Origin of the sequence: Amycolatopsis sp. cmx-4-83 (genome assembly GCF_046548815.1) — a bacterium.
GTDB lineage: Bacteria > Actinomycetota > Actinomycetes > Mycobacteriales > Pseudonocardiaceae > Amycolatopsis > Amycolatopsis pretoriensis_A.
The window spans coordinates 845963-863553 of record NZ_JAEBEF010000002.1; the positions used below are offsets into that span (position 1 = coordinate 845963).

Annotated in this window: 22 protein-coding genes; 10 read left to right on the forward strand and 12 right to left on the reverse strand. The window is 72.3% G+C overall.

What is annotated here, in order from left to right; translation table 11 throughout:
• Position 1: 1 nt before the first annotated feature.
• Complete coding sequence (locus ACLJQM_RS09115) at positions 2–1420, forward strand: S1C family serine protease (protein ID WP_247018177.1); 1419 nt, start codon at positions 2–4, stop codon at positions 1418–1420.
• A gap of 489 nt (positions 1421–1909) precedes the next feature.
• Here the strand turns inward: ACLJQM_RS09115 and ACLJQM_RS09120 are convergent, their stop codons facing one another.
• From ACLJQM_RS09120 to ACLJQM_RS09140, 5 genes are read right to left on the reverse strand one after another with little or no spacing between them, the layout of a single operon-like run.
• A complete protein-coding gene (locus ACLJQM_RS09120; RefSeq protein WP_410630739.1) occupies positions 1910–2584 on the reverse strand; it encodes a hypothetical protein in 675 nt (224 codons plus the stop codon).
• Entirely contained in the window at positions 2581–3702 is a 1122-nt protein-coding gene (locus ACLJQM_RS09125) for a molybdopterin-dependent oxidoreductase (protein WP_410630740.1), read from the reverse strand. Before ACLJQM_RS09125 ends, ACLJQM_RS09120 begins: the two co-directional genes overlap by 4 nt.
• A complete protein-coding gene (locus ACLJQM_RS09130) occupies positions 3699–4325 on the reverse strand; it encodes a methyltransferase domain-containing protein (RefSeq protein ID WP_410630741.1) in 627 nt (208 codons plus the stop codon). Before ACLJQM_RS09130 ends, ACLJQM_RS09125 begins: the two co-directional genes overlap by 4 nt.
• Positions 4325–5005, reverse strand: a complete 681-nt coding sequence (locus tag ACLJQM_RS09135) for a DUF2064 domain-containing protein (RefSeq protein ID WP_360777247.1) — start codon at positions 5003–5005, stop codon at positions 4325–4327. The genes ACLJQM_RS09130 and ACLJQM_RS09135 overlap by 1 nt, the downstream gene beginning before the upstream one ends.
• Positions 5002–5646 (reverse strand): glycosyltransferase family 2 protein, encoded by a 645-nt coding sequence (locus tag ACLJQM_RS09140; RefSeq protein ID WP_247025501.1) that lies wholly within the window; start codon positions 5644–5646, stop codon positions 5002–5004. The genes ACLJQM_RS09135 and ACLJQM_RS09140 overlap by 4 nt, the downstream gene beginning before the upstream one ends.
• 159 nt (positions 5647–5805) lie before the next feature.
• On the opposite strand from ACLJQM_RS09140, the gene ACLJQM_RS09145 reads away from it, so the two are divergent.
• From ACLJQM_RS09145 to ACLJQM_RS09155, 3 genes are read left to right on the forward strand one after another with little or no spacing between them, the layout of a single operon-like run.
• Entirely contained in the window at positions 5806–7206 is a 1401-nt protein-coding gene (locus ACLJQM_RS09145) for a hypothetical protein (RefSeq protein ID WP_410630743.1), read from the forward strand.
• Between the two features lie 10 nt (positions 7207–7216).
• On the forward strand, positions 7217–7918 hold the full coding sequence (locus ACLJQM_RS09150; protein ID WP_360777243.1) for a response regulator transcription factor: 702 nt from the start codon (positions 7217–7219) through the stop codon (positions 7916–7918).
• Entirely contained in the window at positions 7915–8964 is a 1050-nt protein-coding gene (locus ACLJQM_RS09155) for a sensor histidine kinase (RefSeq protein ID WP_247018190.1), read from the forward strand. The genes ACLJQM_RS09150 and ACLJQM_RS09155 overlap by 4 nt, the downstream gene beginning before the upstream one ends.
• 1 nt (position 8965) lies before the next feature.
• On the opposite strand, the gene ACLJQM_RS09160 is transcribed toward ACLJQM_RS09155, so the two are convergent.
• From ACLJQM_RS09160 to ACLJQM_RS09170, 3 genes are all read right to left on the reverse strand, one after another.
• Positions 8966–9226, reverse strand: a complete 261-nt coding sequence (locus tag ACLJQM_RS09160) for a Txe/YoeB family addiction module toxin (protein WP_247018192.1) — start codon at positions 9224–9226, stop codon at positions 8966–8968.
• Entirely contained in the window at positions 9223–9465 is a 243-nt protein-coding gene (locus tag ACLJQM_RS09165) for a type II toxin-antitoxin system Phd/YefM family antitoxin (RefSeq protein ID WP_229907886.1), read from the reverse strand. The genes ACLJQM_RS09160 and ACLJQM_RS09165 overlap by 4 nt, the downstream gene beginning before the upstream one ends.
• A 113-nt stretch (positions 9466–9578) precedes the next feature.
• Positions 9579–10640 (reverse strand): NAD-dependent epimerase/dehydratase family protein, encoded by a 1062-nt coding sequence (locus ACLJQM_RS09170; protein ID WP_360777238.1) that lies wholly within the window; start codon positions 10638–10640, stop codon positions 9579–9581.
• 123 nt (positions 10641–10763) lie between these two features.
• Between ACLJQM_RS09170 and ACLJQM_RS09175 the strand changes: the two genes are divergently transcribed.
• Together ACLJQM_RS09175 and ACLJQM_RS09180 are read left to right on the forward strand one after the other, a co-directional pair.
• Positions 10764–11264: a molybdenum cofactor biosynthesis protein B gene (locus tag ACLJQM_RS09175; protein WP_086861534.1), complete on the forward strand. Its 501-nt coding sequence runs from the start codon at positions 10764–10766 to the stop codon at positions 11262–11264.
• A gap of 75 nt (positions 11265–11339) precedes the next feature.
• Complete coding sequence (locus ACLJQM_RS09180) at positions 11340–11513, forward strand: hypothetical protein (RefSeq protein WP_247018196.1); 174 nt, start codon at positions 11340–11342, stop codon at positions 11511–11513.
• Positions 11514–11519: 6 nt separating this feature from the next.
• Here the strand turns inward: ACLJQM_RS09180 and mscL are convergent, their stop codons facing one another.
• The 4 genes from mscL to ACLJQM_RS09200 form a co-directional block, all read right to left on the reverse strand.
• Entirely contained in the window at positions 11520–11933 is a 414-nt protein-coding gene (mscL, locus tag ACLJQM_RS09185; protein ID WP_086678717.1) for a large-conductance mechanosensitive channel protein MscL, read from the reverse strand.
• Between the two features lie 31 nt (positions 11934–11964).
• A complete protein-coding gene (locus tag ACLJQM_RS09190; protein ID WP_410630744.1) occupies positions 11965–12591 on the reverse strand; it encodes an SAF domain-containing protein in 627 nt (208 codons plus the stop codon).
• 131 nt (positions 12592–12722) lie between these two features.
• Positions 12723–13034: an FmdB family zinc ribbon protein gene (locus ACLJQM_RS09195; RefSeq protein ID WP_247018200.1), complete on the reverse strand. Its 312-nt coding sequence runs from the start codon at positions 13032–13034 to the stop codon at positions 12723–12725.
• Positions 13035–13120: 86 nt separating this feature from the next.
• Positions 13121–13711: a 5-formyltetrahydrofolate cyclo-ligase gene (locus ACLJQM_RS09200; RefSeq protein ID WP_410630745.1), complete on the reverse strand. Its 591-nt coding sequence runs from the start codon at positions 13709–13711 to the stop codon at positions 13121–13123.
• Between the two features lie 24 nt (positions 13712–13735).
• Here ACLJQM_RS09200 and ACLJQM_RS09205 point away from each other — a divergent pair, with 24 nt between their 5' ends.
• The 4 genes from ACLJQM_RS09205 to glpR all read left to right on the forward strand — a co-directional run bounded on the left by ACLJQM_RS09205 (position 13736) and on the right by glpR (position 17588).
• The gene (locus tag ACLJQM_RS09205; RefSeq protein WP_247018204.1) at positions 13736–14641 is read left to right on the forward strand and encodes a UTP--glucose-1-phosphate uridylyltransferase; all 906 of its coding nucleotides are present in this window, start codon (positions 13736–13738) and stop codon (positions 14639–14641) included.
• The gene (gene glp, locus ACLJQM_RS09210) at positions 14638–15915 is read left to right on the forward strand and encodes a gephyrin-like molybdotransferase Glp (protein WP_247018206.1); all 1278 of its coding nucleotides are present in this window, start codon (positions 14638–14640) and stop codon (positions 15913–15915) included. Before ACLJQM_RS09205 ends, glp begins: the two co-directional genes overlap by 4 nt.
• Positions 15915–16583: a GNAT family N-acetyltransferase gene (locus ACLJQM_RS09215; protein ID WP_360777231.1), complete on the forward strand. Its 669-nt coding sequence runs from the start codon at positions 15915–15917 to the stop codon at positions 16581–16583. The genes glp and ACLJQM_RS09215 overlap by 1 nt, the downstream gene beginning before the upstream one ends.
• Positions 16584–16745: 162 nt before the next feature.
• Positions 16746–17588 carry a gephyrin-like molybdotransferase receptor GlpR gene (glpR, locus tag ACLJQM_RS09220; protein WP_410630746.1) on the forward strand — a complete coding sequence of 281 codons (843 nt, stop codon included), beginning with the start codon at positions 16746–16748 and terminating at the stop codon, positions 17586–17588.
• Positions 17589–17591 lie beyond the last annotated feature (3 nt).

Genomic DNA, 17591 nt, shown 5'->3' on the forward strand with positions numbered 1-17591 from the left:
CATGACCGAGAACGACCCCAGCACGCACGACCCCGCGACGCCGCGGCAGCCCGAGACCGGCCAGCAGGTCGCTCAGGGCGGTTGGGCGGGGAGCCCGTACGGTGAGCAGGCCAAGCCCGAGTCCGGCGGTGCGCCGCAGTACTCGGAGCCGTCCTACCACGCGGTGACCGGGGCCGATCCGTCGTACGGCGCGCAGAACACGAACCCCTGGTCCGCCCCGGGTGCGCAGGTGCCGCCCGGCCAGACCCAGCAGAGCGTCTACCCGCCGGCGAACCCGTACGCGCAGCCCGGTACGTCCGCCTACCCCACGCCCGCCCCGGCGCAGCCGAAGCGGTCCGGCGGGAAGCTGCTCGCCGGCGTCGCGCTGGTCGCGCTGCTGGTCGGCGGCATCGCCGGCGGTGCGGTCGGCTACCTGACCGGCGGCACGTCCGGCCCGTCCAGCAACGCGCTCGACGCGCCGAAGCCGGCCCAGCAGACGGGCAACGCGCCGGCCGGCTCGGTCGAGTCCGTGGCGCAGAAGCTGTCGCCGAGCGTCGTCGAGCTGCAGGTGAGCGGACAGCAGGGGGCCGGCGAGGGCTCCGGGTTCGTCATCAGCACCGACGGCTACATCCTGACCAACAACCACGTCGTCGAGGTCGCCGCGAACGGCGGGCAGATCCAGGCCGTGTTCCAGGACGGCCGCAAGGCCCCGGCCAAGGTCATCGGCCGCGACCCGACGACCGACATCGCGGTCGTCAAGGTCACCGGCGTGAACAACCTGACCCCGGTGGAGCTCGGCCGCTCCGACGACCTGCGGGTCGGCCAGTCGGTCGTCGCCATCGGCTCGCCGTTCGAGCTGGCCGGCACGGTCACCTCGGGCATCGTCAGCTCGCTGCACCGCCCCGTGCGCGCGGGCGGCAGCAGCGGCGACCAGACGACGGTGATGGACGCCGTCCAGACCGACGCGGCGATCAACCCGGGCAACTCGGGTGGCCCGCTGGCGAACATGGCCGGGCAGGTCATCGGGATCAACTCGGCGATCTACAGCCCGCAGTCCGGACAGGGCGGCCAGGGCCAGGGCGCGTCCGAGGGCGGCAACGTCGGCATCGGCTTCGCCATCCCGATCGACCAGGCCCGCCGCACGGCGGACACGATCATCAAGACCGGCCAGGCGGTGCAGACCTACATCGGCGCCCAGGTCAAGGACGCCCCGCAGGGCGGCGCCCAGCTCGGCGCGATCACCGCGGGCAGCCCGGCGGAGAAGGCCGGCCTCAAGGAAGGTGACGTCGTCACGAAGATCGACGACCGCACCATCGACTCGGCCGACACGCTGGTCGCGGCGGTCCGCACCCGCGCCCCGGACGAGAAGGCGACCTTCACCCTCGCGGGCGGCCGCACGGTCGAGGTGACCCTCGGCGGCCAGCCGGTCCCGGCCAACTGATCCCCTTCCAGACGCTCGGCCGCCCTGGCGCGGCCGAGACCAACTTCGGCTCGACCCCCGAACCCCGGGGCCGGACCCCCAAGGCCACGCGCGACCCAGGCATCTCAATGCCGGTCGCGCGTGGCCGCATTTGTGCCGGGGTCAGGTGCGGGGGTGGTCGGGCGGGGTGCCCGGCGCGCTGGGGTGTTCGCTTGGCGCGGCTGGCGTGCCAGACGGCCTGAGCGTCGTTCCGGGCGGGTGGCCGGGCCGTTGAGGGGCCTGGCCGGGGTGCCGGAGGACGTAGCTGGCGGGCCGGGGCGGTCGGGCGGGGTGTCCGGCGTGCCGGTGTGTTCGCTTGCACGGCCGGCGTGCTGGCCGGTTGGTCGCCTTCTCGGACGGGCCGAGGTTGTTCGCCTGGCGCGGCTGGCGTGCCAGGCGGGGCTGGTGCCCTCCCGAGGGGTGGCCGGGCCGCTGGGGGGGGCTTGGCCGGGGTGCCGGCGAAGTGGCCGATCAGCCGGGAGGATCGGCCGGTGCGGCGGACGGGCTGGCCGATGCGCCGGGGTGTTCGCTCGGCCCGGCTGGCGTGCCGGGCGGGTTGATCGCCTTCTCGGGTGGGACGGCAGGGCTGGCCGGCGGTGCGGGCGGCGTGCCGGGCGTGGTGGGGTGCTCGGCCGCGCGGGGCACTTCGGGCGGCCTGCCAGGAGAGGCGGCGGGGCTGGCCGGCGGTGGGTCGCCATGGGTGGCTGGGGTGGCCGTCGAGGTGGCGGGCCTTGCCGGGCGGCGAGCGCGGATGGCGAGGGCGGTCGCGACCACTACGAGCCAGACTGCTGCCACCGTGAGGGCCAGGCCCAGGGCTGGGTCGCCGTCGTGGAGGCCGGGCATGGGTGGGGTTCCGTAGGGGCGCCAGAGCAGCGGGAACGCCACGATCGCCAGGACTCCGGTGATCACCGTGCCCGCTACCACCGGGGCTTTCCACGGGTGCGGCACGATCCGGCTCAGCACGAAGCCGAGCACCGCCGTCAACGGCGCGACCACGCCGTCGTTGAGGAGGGGGCCGCCGACTATCCAGCCGGCCGTTGCGATTACGTCCGGGCGGACCGGGAGCGCGTACTCGGCGAACAGCACCACGCCCCACGCCAAGGCCGCGAGACCTGGTAGCGCGAGGAGGGCTCGGGCGGTCTTCACAGTGCCTCCAGCTTCGTGACCCACTTCGTCTGCAGCACGCCCGGGCGGTTCGGGGCGATGATCCGGCACGGGAAGCCGTGGTCGATGTCGAGGACCTCGCCGTTCAGTTCCAAGGCCAGCAGCGTCAGGTCGTCGGCTGTGTGTTCGCCGGGGAGGGTGCTGACGTTGTACAGCCCGGAACGCTCCATCGAGGACACTCGGACCGCGGTGCCGGGCGCGGCGCCGGTGGCTTTCAGGAGCGTGGGCAGGGAAATGCCGCGCCAGGTGGCCGATTGGCTCCAGCCCTCCACGCACGCGATCGGGAGTTCCGCCGTCGCTTGCGGCAGGGCGCGCAGCTCGTCGAGGGAGAACGTCGTCGTGCCGCGTGGGGTCACCACCGAGAGGCGCCAGGTCGGGGACCACCTGATGCCCGCGGCCGCCGCGGTGCGGTTCACCGGGAGGTTCTGCGTTCCTTTGCTCGTCTTCCAGGCCAGGCCGGAAACGCCGCGCAGGAACGGGACCGTCGCGCCCGCGGTGGCGACGACCGCAGTGCCCGTCGCCATGCCGGTGGTGAGGAGGAAACCGCGCCGGGAGAGGCCACCGGGCGGTGACGGCGGTTCCTCGGTGGTGGTCCGGGTCAGGGCACGGCGGATGATCGTCAGCTTCACCGCGACGTGCACCAGGATCGACCCGATCGCCAGCCACGCCACCGCGTAGTGCACCTGCGGGAAGTAGAAGCCCCACGGGTAGTTCTGCGCCACGTTCAGCAACCCGGTCGTCAGCTCGAAGAACGCCGCCCCCGAGAGCACCAGGATCGACAGCCGCTCCAGTGCGTGCGGCAGCGAGCGGACGAGCGGCCTGCCGAACAGCTTCGGGTAGACGCTCCACAACTTCGCCAGCAGCAACGGGATCGACGCCACGCCGGAGATCACGTGCAACCCCTGCGTGACGCGGTAGAGCCCGACCGGGCGGCTGGGCCACCAGAACCAGCCCGGCGGGTGCTGGATCAGGTGGCTGATCAGCCCGGTCACGAAGCACGTCGTGAACGTGATCGCGAGCGCCAGGCCGATCTTCGACGTCACGCGCTCGTCGTGCGCCGGCGCCCGGAACTGTTCTTCCTTCGGGATCGGCAGTTTCACGATCGCTCCAATCGCGCGAACCAGCGGTGTCCGTGGCGGGTGGTCCAGTCGACGCGCAGCCCGGCACGGACGGCGACTGCGGCGATCGCGTCGACGCCGACCCAGGCCCAGGTGAACCAGGCGACGTCGGCGTGACCCGGGCGCAGCCGGACGCGCTCGTGGCGCAGGCCGTGGCCCGGCGGCTCCAATTCGACGAGGACGTCGCCGCCGGGAGCGAGCAGCCGTGCCGTGCGCCGCAGCAGGGTCGCCGGGTCGCCGCCGATGCCGATGTTGCCGTCGGCGAGCAGGGCGTGGCGCCACCGGCCTTCGCCGGGCAGTCGGTCGAACACGTTGCGGTGCAACGCCATCCCGCCGCGACGACGGGTGAGGCCGACCGCCGTGCGCGAGCTGTCCACGCCCAGCGCGACGACCCCGCGGCTCGCCAGCGCCGCGGTGAGCCGGCCCGGACCGCAGCCGAGGTCGATGGTCGGGCCGGCGCAGGCGGCGAGCAGGACGTCGTCGCCTTCGGATGGCTCTGTCCAGCGTTCGACCGGCAGCTCGATCCGCTCGCCGGTCGTCAGCTCCAGCCAGCAGCGGTGGCCCAGCAGGCCGAGGTCGAACTCGTGCCCGGCGAGGGCCGGCATCACGCGACCGCCCGTCCGCCGACGGCCGCGACGGCGCGGGCGAACCGGCCGGCCGGGCACGCCGCCGCGACCGCACGGGCGTCCGCCATGGTGTCCACATCGGACAGCAGGGCGGCCTTCGCCGGCCGCAGGCCGCATTCGCCGAGCGCGCGCAACGTGCGTTCACCGGTGTCGTCACGGGACATCGGGACGCCCGCGAGGACTTGCGCGTGCCGGGGGTCGGCCAGGCCCAGCGCCCACCAGCCGCCGTCCGCGGCCGGGCCGAGCACCGAGTCGCGGCCGCCGTGCCGGATCGGGGCGATGGCGGCGGCGAGGGACTCCGGCGTGACCTGCGGCGTGTCCATGCCGATCTGCAGGACGGGCAGGCCGGCGTGCACCGCGGCGACGTCGGCGTGCGCGTTGGCCAGCCGGGCGCCGAAGTCCCAGCCCCGCTGCGGGATGACGGTGGCGCGCCGCAGCGCCAGGCCGATTTCGGCGGCCCGGGCGGCGGCGCCGAGGTCGCCGGTCATCGCGACGACGGGAGCGGCGCCGGGCACCGCGCAGACGGCGTCGAGGGTATCGAGCAGCGCCGCCGCGGCGATCTCCGCCGACTGGGCCGGTGTCGCCGGCGGGCAGAGCCGGGTCTTGGCGAGGCCCGGCACGGGCGCCTTGGCCACGACCAGCAGGACGAACGGTGTCATCGGGCCAGCACCCGCCCGAAGTCGCGGACCGCGCGCAGCGTGCCCCGCACCGAACCGGAGACCTTCGACTTGGTGCCCTTGGCGCGTTCGCCGTAGCGGACGTCGAACTCGCGCACCCGCCAGTCGGCGCGCTGCGCCTTGATCAGCAGCTCCAGGGGATAGCCGAACGCCCGGTCCGTGACGTCGAGCCCGAGCAGCGCTCGCCGGTCCGCGGCGCGCAGGGGCGCGATGTCCCGCACCGGCAGCCCGCGGGTGCGCAGCAACAGCGCCAGCACGACGTTGCCCGCCCTCGCGTGCCACGGCCACACCCCGGGGCCGGTCGGCACCCGGCGGCCGACAGCGAGGTCGGCGCCGTCGCGGACCGCGGTCACCAGCCGCGGCAGGTCGCCGAGGTCGAGGGATCCGTCGGCGTCGGCGAAGCACACGATGTCCGCGGTGGCGGCTTCCAGGCCCGCGTGCACGGCCGCGCCGTAGCCGCGGCGCGGTTCGTGGACGACCTTCGCGCCGAGCGAGGCCGCCACTTCGGGCGAGCCGTCGGCGGAACCGTTGTCGACCACGATCGCGCGGTAGCCCGTGGGCAGGCCGGCCAGTACGCCGGGCAGCGCGCCGGCTTCGTCGAGGCAAGGGAGGACGACGTCCACTCCTGAGTCAGTCACGGCGCCGACCGTAAGTCCAGGATGGACCGCGCAAAAGCCTTGCGCCCCTTACTGAATCATGACGTGTGACGACTTCTTACCGCGTCGTTACGGATGCCGTCGCGAGAACGCGGACGGCCGCCGGCTGACTTAGGCTGGGCGGCGATGAGTGAGCCGAATTCGGCAGCCCGGCTCGCCGAGCCTCCTGCCCGTGAACCCGAAGCCCCGGCCTCCGGGCGCCGCGCAGACCTCCTCGCCGTCGCGGCGGCGGTGGCGCTCGTCGCCGCAGCGACCACGGTCGGCTTGTACTACAACCGGCCGAACTCCGGCGTGATCATCTTCGTCTCGTCGCCGCCGCTGTTCGCCGACTGGCTGCCGCACGTCGGCCCGGGCTCGGTGTTCGCCGTGCTGATCGCCGTGGTCGTGGTGCTCCAGGGCCCGGCACTGGCGGACCGCCTGCCGTGGCGCCGCGCGCTGGCCGCGGGCTACCTGGCTTCGCTCGCCTGGATCTTCTCGCTGACCATGGTCGACGGCTGGCAACGCGGGTTCGCGGGACACCTCACCATCCCGCAGGAGTACCTCCACGAGGTCCCCGGGATCACCGACATCCCCCGGATGCTGCGCGAGTTCTCCTCCCGCATCCTCGACTTCCAGCCGAATTCGTGGACGACGCACGTCTCCGGCCACCCGCCGGGCGCGACGCTCGTGTTCGTCTGGCTGGACCGGATCGGCTTGCACGGCGGCGCGTGGGCGGCCACGGCCGTCGTGCTCGTCGGCAGCCTCGTCGCGGTCGCCGTGCCCGCGACGGTCGCCCTGCTCGGCCGGGCCGACGCCGCCCGCGCGATGCTGCCGTTCGCCGTCCTCACGCCCGGCGCGGTGTGGATCGGCGTGTCCGCGGACGGCATGTTCGCCGGGGTGACCGCCACCGGGCTGGCGCTGCTCGCGTTGTCCGCACGCGGGTTCACCGGCGGCCGCCGGTACGCCGCTCCGGTCGGCGTGGCCGCGGGACTCCTGCTCGGCTTCGGCATCTTCCTTTCCTACGGCCTGGTGCTGCTCGGCGTGCTCGCGGTGGCCGTTGCCATCCTCGGCAGGCAGTGGCGGGCGGCGGCCCTGGCGATCGCGGGCGCGCTGGCGGTCGTCGGCGTCTTCGCCTGGGCGGGCTTCTGGTGGCTCGACGGCTACCACCTGGTCGTCGAGCGCTACTACCAGGGCGTCGCGCTGGTCCGGCCCTATTCGTACTGGGTGTGGGCGGACCTGGCCGCGGTGTCCGTCGCCCTCGGCCCCGCGGTGATCGCCGCGCTGCGGCGGGGCTTGGCGGGGGCGCGGCCCAGTCGCGCCCTGCTCACCGATCCGGTGCTGCTCCTCGGGCTCGCCGCCCTGCTCACCATCGTCTTCGCCGACGTTTCGGGCCTGTCGAAAGCGGAGACGGAACGGATCTGGCTACCGTTCGGGGTGTGGTTGCTGCCCTTGACGGCGTTGCTGCCGCGGCCCGGACGCCGGTGGTGGCTGGCCGCGCAGGCGGCGACGGCCCTGGCGGTCAACCACCTGCTGCTGACCGGCTGGTGAGGGAGACGTGATGAACGATCAGGCCGGGCGGGTGCTCGTGGTCGACGACGACGAGACGGTCCGCGACGTCGTCCGCCGCTACCTGGAGGTGGCCGGGTTCACCGTCGACCAGGCCGGCGACGGCGCCGAAGGGCTGGCCAAGTTCGCCGCCCACGAGCCCGACCTCGTCGTCCTCGACGTCATGATGCCGGGGATCAACGGCCTCGAGGTGTGCAAGCGGCTGCGCCAGGTCAGCCAGGTGCCGATCGTCATGCTCACCGCGCTCGGCGAGGAGGAGAACCGGATCGCCGGGCTCCAGCTCGGCGCCGACGACTACGTGACGAAACCGTTCAGCCCCAAGGAACTCGCCCTCCGCGTCGCCTCCGTGCTGCGCCGCGCGCGGATGCCGCGCCCGCAACCGGCCGCCGCGGAACTGGCGGACGGCGATCTGCGCCTGCAGATGAGCGCGCGCACCGCGACGCTCGCCGGCCGCGAACTGCCGCTCACCACCCGGGAGTTCGACCTGCTGGCGTTCTTCCTCGCCCACCCCGGCGTCGCCTACTCGCGCGCGGACCTGCTCGAGAAGGTGTGGGGCTGGGACTTCGGCGACCAGTCCACGGTGACCGTCCACGTGCGACGGTTGCGCGAAAAGATCGAGCGCGACCCGGCCAAGCCGGCCCGGGTGGCGACCGTGTGGGGTGTCGGCTACCGCTACGACCGGGAGCAACCGTGATCGAACCCGGTGAGTCCTTCGACGAGATCGTCGCTCACATCTGGCACATCCTGCCGGTCGCGTTGCTCTTCGCGCTCCCGGTGGCCGTGCTGGGCGGAGTGGTGCTCTACGTGCTGCGCCGCGGCTCGCTCGCCACCACGCTCACCGTGCTGGTGCTGATCCCGGTGGTCGCCACGCTGGTCGGCGTGCTCGGCATCAGCGGGTTCATGTTCACCCCGGCGCTGACCACGATGCTGCTGGTCTGCCTGCTCGTCGCGCTGGTCACGGTGCCCGCGGCGATCGCCTTCGGCCGGGCCGTCGCACGCCGCAGCGTGTGGGAGCGGGAAGCGCGCGATCGCGAACGCGCGGCCGAGGCGTCCCGCCGCGAGCTCGTCGCCTGGATCAGCCACGACCTGCGCAGCCCGCTGGCCGGCATCCAGGCGATGGCCGAGGCGCTGGCCGACGGTGTGGTGTCCGAACGCGACGAGGTCGCCGACTACGCCCAGCGGATCACCGGCGAGACCACCCGGCTGTCCGCGATGGTCGGCGACCTGTTCGAACTCTCCCGGATCACGGCGGGCGCGCTCGAACTCACCATGTCCGCGGTGCCGCTGCGGGACGTCGTCAGCGACGCCGTCGCCGCCCAGTCCCCGGTCGCCGAGCAGAAGCGCGTGCGGGTGCTCGCCAACGCCTCGACCTGGCCGGTCGTGACCGGCAGCGACCCGGAACTGGCCCGGATCGTGCGGAACCTGGTCTCCAACGCGATCCGGCACACCCCGCCCGACGGCACGGTCGCGGTGCAGATCGGCGTCGACGGCGACGAAGCCCTGCTCGCCGTCGACGACTCGTGCGGTGGCATCCCGGACGACGAGATCACCCGCGTCTTCGACGTCGCTTTCCGCGGGACGCAGGCGCGGACACCGGAACGCGGCGGGACGACCAGCGGCGGCGGGCTCGGGCTGGCCATCACCAAGGGCCTGGTCGAGGCGCACCGCGGGAAGATCGGCGTCCACAACCACGGCCCGGGGTGCCGGTTCGAGGTGCGGCTGCCGCTGGCGATGTCCTGAACTACTTCCCGTAGTGGTAGCGACAGGCCGCGATGCGAATCTCGTCTTCGGCGATCTTGTAGACGAGCCGGTGCTCGTCTGTGATCCGGCGTGACCAGTAACCCTGGAAGCCGTGCTTCAGGGGTTCAGGTTTGCCGAGACCCTCGTTGCCGTTCCGCCGGACATCCTCGAGCAGTGCGTTGATGCGCTTGAGAACCTTCCGGTCTTCGGTCTGCCACCAGAGGTAGTCATGCCAAGCGAGCTCGTCCCAAACCAGCTTCATTCCACAAGTTCGTGCTGTGTCCCGCCGCCGGACTCCAGCCGCTCGATTGCCGTGATCAAACGTCGCGCGTTCTCAGGGCTGCGAAGCAGATAGGCGGTTTCCTTGAGCGACTGGTAGTCGTCAAGGGAAACAATCACGACCGGTTCGTGCCCGGCGCGAGTGATCACGACCTCTTCGCGGTCGTTGACCACGGAGTCGAGCGTCTCGGCGTACTTCGCGCGAGACTCGGAGTAGCTCATGGTCTTCACAGACACTCCTCCCTTCGACGTACAGAATACTGTACGTCGAAGGGGGGAGGGCTGGCAAGGGTGATCTGGGCCATGCGGGGCGCGAAGGCCCGCCTGGCCCGGCTCTAGGGAGACACCGGGTCGCGCAGCTCCGCCGTGGCGAAGTCCGTCATGCCCTTCTCGAAGCCGATTTCCGCGGTGAAGCCCAGCAGTTCGCGGGCGCGGGCGGGGTCGGCCACCACGTGGCGGACGTCGGCCGCGCGGGCGCCGCCGACCACCTGGGGGGCCGGGCCGTCGCATGCGCGGGCCAGTTCCACCGCCAGTTCGCCGACCGTGTGCGGGGTGCCGGAGCAGATGTTCAGCGGGGTGAGGTCGGCTTCCGGGCCGGGTGTCCTGAGTGCCAGGACGTTCGCCCTGGCGACGTCGTGGACGTGGACGAAGTCGCGCTGCTGACCGCCGTCCTCGAGGACCCGCGGGGCCTCGCCGCGCACCAGTGACGACCGGAACAGTGACGCCACCCCCGCGTACGGGGTGTTCTGCGGCATCCGTGGGCCGTAGACGTTGTGGTAGCGCATCGCCCAGACGCTGCCGCCCGTTTGCCGGGCCCAGGCGCCGGCCAGGTGCTCCTGTGCGAGCTTCGTCGCCGCGTACGTGCTGCGGGGGTTCAGCGGGGCGTCCTCGGGCACCAGCTGCCACGCCAGCTCGGTGTCGCAGGACGGGCACCGCGGCTCGAAGCGGCCGGCGTCCACATCGGACGCGCGGCGCGGCGACGGCGGCACCACGCCGTGGTCCGGGCAGGCGTAGCGGCCTTCGCCGTAGACGACCATCGACGACGCCAGCACCAGCTTCCGCACGTCCGCCGCGTGCATCGCGGCCAGCAGCACCGCCGTGCCGTAGTCGTTGTGCAGGGCGTACGAAGGCGCGTCCGACGGGTCGATGCCGTGCCCGACCACCGCCGCCTGGTGGCACACCGCGTCGGCGCCGTCGAGCAGTTCCGCGACGATCTCGATGTCGGTGACGTCGCCGCGCAGGAACCGGTGCCTGCCGGTGTACGCCGGTGGCGTGCGGGAGCCGTGCGCCGTCGGGAGCAGGTTGTCGAGCACCACGACGTCGTCACCGCCGTCGGCGAGCAAGTCGGCGATGTGTGACCCGATGAACCCGGCTCCGCCGGTGACCAGTACGCGCACACCGGTCACGCTAGGCGGCCGCACGGGGCCTTGCCGAGGGCTGCGCGGCCACGTCACCGGATCGTCAGAACTCACCCGGCACCTCCCGCCGCCGGACGGCCGAAACCGACTACGGTGGGCGCCATGGAACGGAGTGCACAACGGCTGGGCCGGGCCCTCGTGGTCATCGTGGACGATCGCGTGGCGCACGGCGAGCACGAGGACACCAGCGGCCCGCTCGTCACGGAGCTGCTCGAAGAAGCGGGCTTCATCGTCGACGGTGTGGTGGTCGTCGACGCCGAGACCACTGGTATCCGCAACGCGCTCAACACGGCCGTGATCGGCGGCGCCGACCTGGTGATCACCGTCGGCGGCACCGGGGTGCTGCCGCGCGACCGGACGCCCGACGCCACCGCCGGTGTGCTCGACCGCCCGATCCCGGGGATCAGCGAGGCGATCCGCGCGTCCGGCCTCGCCGCCGGCGCGGTCGACGCCGGGATCTCGCGGGGGCTCGCCGGAGTTTCGGGGAGCACCCTCGTGGTCAACCTGGCCGGGTCGCGGTCCGCGGTGCGCGACGGGATGGCGACGCTGACCTCGCTCGTTCCGCACGTGATCGACGAGCTTTCGGGCCTCGAAGAGGTCTGATCCACAGGTGAGCGGGCCTGCCGCTCGGGGTTCGCTCTGGAGTTGTCAATCAACGCTTCGTGGGACACTGGGGCCATGCCGGGAGAACAGCGGGAACCCCAGACCAGCAGCGAGCGGCGCCGCCGGGTCGACGAGATCTTCGGGGACGTCCTGCCCGAGACGACTTCCGACGAGCGCGATCCCGAGCGGCGCACCGGTCTCCCGGACGACTGGTACCGGGAGAACCGGCCACCGCACCACGATCGCTGAGCGGGCTCAGTCGCGGCCGTTGTCGCGCTGGGCCTGGGCACGCAGCAGGTCGCGGATCTCGATGAGCAGCTCGACGTCGGTGGGCTCGGACGGGCCCGGCTCCTGGCCGCGCTTGCGCCGCTCCTGGACGTGCTTCACCGGCAGCACGATCACGAAGTAAACCACCGCCGCGACCAGCACGAAGTTGATCGCCGCGTTGATCACGCCGCCGAAGTCCAGGAACGTGGCCTCGTTGTTGTCGAAGATCTGGTAGCCGAGGCCCTTCGCGGCGTCCGTGCCGCCGATCGTGCTGATCAGCGGCTTGATGAGGCCGTTGGTGAACGCCGTGACGATCGCCGTGAACGCCGAGCCGATGACCACCGCGACGGCGAGGTCGACGACGTTGCCGCGCATCAGGAAGTCTTTGAAACCCTTGAACACTTGCTCTCCTCGAGAACGGGCTGGTGGGGGGCTAGCGGAGAGTAACCGTTACCGGACGCTCCAGTGAAATCGCCGCCACCCTCGTCGCGCTCGCCTCCGGCAGCCTCAGCAAGACCAAGGGCCCCTTCGCCGCGGACGGGTCCTGGTGCCCGATCGTCACGATCGTGGCCCCCTCGGCCAGCACGGAAGCAGGTACGCCGGGCTCCGGCGCCGCGACGACGTCCACGCGGCTTCCCGGTGTCAGCAGCTCGGCGACGGCGGCATCGGCCAGCCGGACCGGCACGGTCGCGGTGCCCGGATCACCCGGTGCGGGGATGGGGGCCAGCCGGACGTCGGTCAGCGGCTCGCCGGCGCGGACGGCACCGGCCGACGAGCGCCCGTCGACGAGGTCGAGGGAGCTCAGCGCGCCCGAGGGACGGGCGTCGTCGGGGAGGAAGGCCAGCCGGACGTCGGCGGCACGCAGGGCCGCGCCGGCGGGCAGGTCGTGCGCCGCGACGACGGTCGGGTTCGTCGGCGCACCCCGCGCGGAACCGGGGTGGAGGAAGAGCAGCGCACCGGCCAGCAGCAGGCAGGCGGCGAGCCAGCGGCGGATCAGCCGCGTCCGCCGGCCTCGCAGCCGGGACAAGTCGGGTGGGTGGAACCTCGCCAGTGCGTCCACGGTGCCCCCTCGGTCGGATCGGGTGCGACGGCTTGCCGCACCGGATCGACGTTAGGGAAGCCGGACGGGCCGCCGGAAGGGCCTCGTCCGGCACCTGTGGACAACCGGGGTGCTGTGGACAACTCCGTGGCTCAGGAAGCCGCGGCAGCGGTTTTCGTCGTACCCGAGGAGGAGGATGTCGAGCTCGTGTCCGACTTCGACTCGGACTTCGACTCCGTCTTGGTCTCGGACTTCGCCGGCGTCGCGGCGGTGCTCGACTTCGCCGAGTCGCGCGAGTCCGTGCGGTAGAACCCGCTCCCCTTGAAGACGACGCCGACCGAGCTGAAGACCTTGCGCAGCGTGCCGGAGCACTGCGGGCAGACGGTCAGGCTCGGGTCCGAGAACGACTGCACGGCTTCGAACCGATGGTCGCATTCTTTGCAGGCGTACTGGTACGTAGGCACTGACGGCTCCTTTGCTGGCACTCATCCGACCAGAGTGCCAACCCGATTGTGCTTGAAGACATTCCCCTAAAGCAATTCCAGGTTGCTCACATCGGCAGCTCGACCACGCCTCGACCCGGGGTCAAGGCCCCGGTCATCCGCACGTCGTGGGGCTCCCCGGGCAGCCGGTCGACCAGTTCCGCGTCCCGGACGACCGCCAGCAGCGTCGCGCCGGCCTCGGCGAACACCAGCGAACGATCGTAGTGACCGGCGCCGCGGCCGAGCCGGACGCCCCGGCGATCCACGGCCAGCGCGGGCACCAAGATCAGCTCCGCCGCCCGCACGGCCTCGACACCCAGGCATTTTCCGCCCGGTTCGCGGATCCCGCGGAACCGGCTGGGCACGAGATCGGCTTCGCCGGTGTACTCGGCCCACTCGAGCGGGCCGGGTTCCGGCTGGATGACCGGCAGCAGCACGCGCGCGCCCCCGGCGGCCAGCGCGTCGGCGAGCGCCGCCGTGCCCGGTTCGGTCCCGAACGGGAGGTACGCGCACACCGTGCCGGATGTGACCTTCGACACCGCGTTGACCAGGGCCGACGCCTCGGTGGCGTGCGATTCGGCGGTCTGGTCCGCCCGTGCGCGCTTCAGCCGGTCGCGCCACTCCGCTTTGCTCAGGTGCTCATTGCCCAGCGCGTGCATGACCTCACGTTAGGCTTTGCGCCCATGACGGGCGCCGCAACCACCCAGACGTTCAGAACCGCCATCGTGCCTGCCGCCGGGCTCGGGACACGGTTCCTCCCGGCGACGAAGGCCGTGCCCAAGGAACTGCTGCCCGTGGTCGACACACCGGGCATCGAGCTGGTCGCGGCCGAGGCCGCCGCCGCCGGAGCGGAACGCCTGGTCATCGTCACTTCGCCGGGCAAGGAAGCCGTCGTCAAGTACTTCGAGACGCAGCCCGAACTGGAGGAGAACCTCAAAGCCAAGGGCAAGGACGAGCTGCTCGAGAAGGTCCGCCGCGGGCCCGCGCTGCTCGCCGTCGAGACCGCCATCCAGGAGCAGGCCCTCGGCCTCGGCCACGCCGTCGCGCAGGCCGAGCCGAACCTGACGCCCGACGACGAGGCCGTCGCCGTGCTGCTCCCGGACGACCTCGTGCTGCCGACCGGCGTGCTCGAGCGGATGAGCGCGGTCCGCGCCGAACACGGCGGCAGCGTGCTCTGCGCGTTCGACATCCCGAAGGCCGAGATCTCCCCGTACGGCGTGTTCGACGTCAGCGACACCGACGACGAAGACGTCAAGCGCGTGCACGGGATGGTCGAGAAGCCGAAGCCGGAGGACGCGCCGTCGACGTACGCCGCGGCCGGTCGCTACCTGCTCGACCGGGCGATCTTCGACGCGCTGAAGCGGATCACGCCGGGCAGCGGCGGCGAGCTGCAGCTGACCGACGCCGTGGCGCTGCTGATCGCCGAAGGACACCCGGTGCACGTCGTCGTCCACCGCGGCGGACGCCACGACCTGGGGAATCCGGGTGGTTTCCTGCGCGCCGCGGTCGATTTCGCGCTTGAAACGCCCGAGTACGGTCCATCTTTACGGGCGTGGCTGACGGAACGGATCGGGACAGATCGCCCATGACGGAATCCCTCGACGCGGCACGGCCCGAAGTGGCCGAGGAGGAGGCCGAGTTCCGCTCGGTCGACGCGCAGATCTCCATGACGCTGGACGCCGCCGTCCGGCCCCGGCCGGTGCGGGTGGCGATCTCCGAGGCCCAGGGCCTGCTCTGCGCCGAGGAGGTCGTCGCCGAGCACGCGCTGCCCGGGTTCGACCAGGCCGCGATCGACGGGTACGCGGTGCGCAGCGTCGACGTGCGCACGGCCGGGCAGGAGCCGGTGCAACTGCCGGTGGTCGGGGAGATCGCGGCGGGCTCGCGCCAGCCGCGGCGCCTGCAGCCCGGCCAGGCCGTGCGCGTCGACACCGGCGCGCCGCTGCCGACGCTCGCCGACGCCGTCGTCCCGCTCGCCTACACCGACGGGCACCAGGCCAAGGTCACCGTGCACCGCTCGGTGCCCTCGGCCGGGTACGTGCGGCGGGCCGGTGAGGACGTCCAGATCGGCGACGTCGCGGTGCGCAACGGCGACACCATCGGCTCGGCGCAGGTCGGCCTGCTCGCCGCGGTCGGCCGCGCGAAGGTGCTGGTCTACCCACGGCCGCGAGTCTCGATCGTGTCGGTCGGCGACGAGCTGGTCGACATCGACCGGACGCCGTCGGTCGGGCAGGTCTACGACGTCAACTCCTACGCGCTGGCCGCGGCCGCCCGGGACGCGGGCGCCGAGGTCAGCCGGGTCGGCATCGTGCCCAGCGAGCCGAAGCGGCTGCGGGAGATCGTCGAGGGACGGCTCCTGATGTCGGAGATCGTGGTGGTCGCCGGCGGCGCCGGGGGCACGACGGGTGACGAGGTCCACGCCGCGCTGTCCGACCTCGGCCGGATCGACCTGACCCGCGTCGCGATGCACCCCGGCTCGGTGCAGGGGTTCGGCAGGCTCGGCCCCGATTCGGTGCCGACGTTCCTGCTGCCGGGCAACCCGATGAGCGCGCTGGTGGTGTTCGAGGTGCTGGTGCGACCGCTGATCCGGGCGGCGCGCGGGACCCGCAACCCGCACCGGCGGATCGTCGGCGCGCGGCTGCTGTCGCCGATCACGTCGACCGAGGACCGGCGCGGCTTCCTGCGCGGCCAGCTGCTGCGCGACGAGGCCAACGGCGAGTACCTGGTCCAGCCGCTCGGACAGTCCGGGGCGCACCTGCTCGCGTCGCTGGCCGAGGCGAACTGCCTGATCAACGTGCCGGAAGAGCTGACGGAAGTCGCCGCCGGCGAGCAGGTCCAGGTCACCTTCCTGGCGCAACGGGCCTGATGAACTCCGTGTCCGGCGTGTCCTACCCGGTCGAGAGCAGGCACCCGGGCTGGCCGGCGCGGCTCGGCCCGCTGCGGGTGCCCGCCGGCGTGGTCGCGATCCGGCCGGTCCGGCTGCGCGACGCGGGCGAGTGGAGCCGGATCCGGCTCCGGGACCGGGCACACCTCGAGATGTGGGAGCCGACCGGCGTCGGCCCGTGGCCGGAACGCAACGCCTTCTGGTCATGGCCATCGCAGTGGGCGGCGCTGCGTTCGCTCGCTCGGCGTGGTCAGTGCCTGCCGTTCACGATCACCCTGGACGGGCGACTCGCGGGACAGATCACTGTGGGTAACGTCATCCGGGCGTCGCTGCGGTCCGCCTGGATCGGCTACTGGGTGTCGTCCGACGTGGTCCGCGGCGGGGTCGCGACGGCCGCCGTCGCCCTCGTCACCGACCACGCCTTCGGCCCGGCCGGCCTGCACCGGCTGGAGGCCACCGTGCGGCCGGAAAACGCCGCCAGCCTGCGAGTTCTTACCAAAGCCGGGTACCGGCAGGAGGGGCTGTTCGAGCGCTACCTCGACGTCGCCGGGGCCTGGCGGGACCACTACTGCTTCGCCGTGACGCGGGAAGAGACCGGGCCCGGGCTGGTGTCCCGGCTGGTCGCGGCGGGTCGAGCCGACTACGCCTGACCGTGATTACCCACCTGGGTCGGTAGCCGCGTTACCACATGCTGTGAGATTCACCTAATCCGGTGAGGCATTTCCGTGATCCAACCCGGCGAGCCTCCGTCCGATCTGTTACTCCTGTGACTAGCGTGATTTCAGGTGAAGGATCGGGGGAGGTGACGGGAGATGCCCAGCTCGGTGATCATCGTCGCGCTCGCCGCGGCATGGCTCGTCGTTCTCGTGCCCATGGTCGCGCGCAAGCGGCAGCAGGTCGCGAGGACGACCGACTCCGCGATGGCGGCCAGGGTCGTGCGCAGTGGTGGTGGTGGACGCAACGAAGACCGGGAGGAATTCGCCATGTCCGACAGTCCCGAGAAGACCCGGCCGTCGGTCGAGGACGACCTCGCGGAGCTGGAAGCGGACCTCGAACTCGAGGACGACTTCGAGGATCCGGAGCCCGACCCCGAGCCGCTTCCGCAGCCGAAGCGCGAGTCGCGCGCCTCTCGCGCTGAACGCGACCGGCCGGGCTACCGCCCGGGCCGGGGCGGCTTCGACCCCGAAGCGGCCGAGATCGCGGCGCGGGCGAAGTACGGCTTCCGGCAGCGGGTCGTCGTCATCCTGCTCGTGATCGCGGTCGCGACGGCCGCGGTCGCCGGCTTCCTCGTGCCGCTGGTCTGGTGGGGCCACGCGATCGTCGACGTCGTGCTCGTCGGGTACCTCGTGTACCTGCGCCGGCAGGTGCGCATCGAGGAGGAGATCCGGCAGCGTCGGCTCGCTCGCTTCAACAGCACTCGTGCACCTCGGCGTGCTTCGGTGGAGGAGTCCGCTCCGGTCGAGGAGGAGGACCACGCCGAGGACGTCGAGGTGGTCGAGCCGGTTCGCCGGGAGGTCGTCGAGCGTCGTCCTTCGCCTACTACGTCGCGGATCCGGCGCAGTGCCGTGGTGGTCGATCTCGATGATGAGGACCCGGCGTTCGAGGAGCTCGATGAGCCTGGGACCGGGCCTTATCGGCGTGCGGTGGGAGAGTGACCC

Bases quoted from the DNA above. Each gene is read 5' to 3' on its own strand.
- ACLJQM_RS09115 (WP_247018177.1), top strand. From the start codon at position 2: ATGACCGAGAACGACCCCAGCACGCACGACCCCGCGACGCCGCGGCAG.
- ACLJQM_RS09130 (WP_410630741.1), bottom strand. From the start codon at position 4,325: ATGCCGGCCCTCGCCGGGCACGAGTTCGACCTCGGCCTGCTGGGCCAC.
- ACLJQM_RS09135 (WP_360777247.1), bottom strand. From the start codon at position 5,005: ATGACACCGTTCGTCCTGCTGGTCGTGGCCAAGGCGCCCGTGCCGGGC.
- ACLJQM_RS09145 (WP_410630743.1), top strand. From the start codon at position 5,806: ATGAGTGAGCCGAATTCGGCAGCCCGGCTCGCCGAGCCTCCTGCCCGT.
- ACLJQM_RS09150 (WP_360777243.1), top strand. From the start codon at position 7,217: ATGAACGATCAGGCCGGGCGGGTGCTCGTGGTCGACGACGACGAGACG.
- ACLJQM_RS09160 (WP_247018192.1), bottom strand. From the start codon at position 9,226: ATGAAGCTGGTTTGGGACGAGCTCGCTTGGCATGACTACCTCTGGTGG.
- ACLJQM_RS09165 (WP_229907886.1), bottom strand. From the start codon at position 9,465: ATGAGCTACTCCGAGTCTCGCGCGAAGTACGCCGAGACGCTCGACTCC.
- ACLJQM_RS09175 (WP_086861534.1), top strand. From the start codon at position 10,764: ATGGAACGGAGTGCACAACGGCTGGGCCGGGCCCTCGTGGTCATCGTG.
- ACLJQM_RS09180 (WP_247018196.1), top strand. From the start codon at position 11,340: ATGCCGGGAGAACAGCGGGAACCCCAGACCAGCAGCGAGCGGCGCCGC.
- ACLJQM_RS09200 (WP_410630745.1), bottom strand. From the start codon at position 13,711: ATGCACGCGCTGGGCAATGAGCACCTGAGCAAAGCGGAGTGGCGCGAC.
- ACLJQM_RS09205 (WP_247018204.1), top strand. From the start codon at position 13,736: ATGACGGGCGCCGCAACCACCCAGACGTTCAGAACCGCCATCGTGCCT.
- glp (WP_247018206.1), top strand. From the start codon at position 14,638: ATGACGGAATCCCTCGACGCGGCACGGCCCGAAGTGGCCGAGGAGGAG.
- ACLJQM_RS09215 (WP_360777231.1), top strand. From the start codon at position 15,915: ATGAACTCCGTGTCCGGCGTGTCCTACCCGGTCGAGAGCAGGCACCCG.
- glpR (WP_410630746.1), top strand. From the start codon at position 16,746: ATGCCCAGCTCGGTGATCATCGTCGCGCTCGCCGCGGCATGGCTCGTC.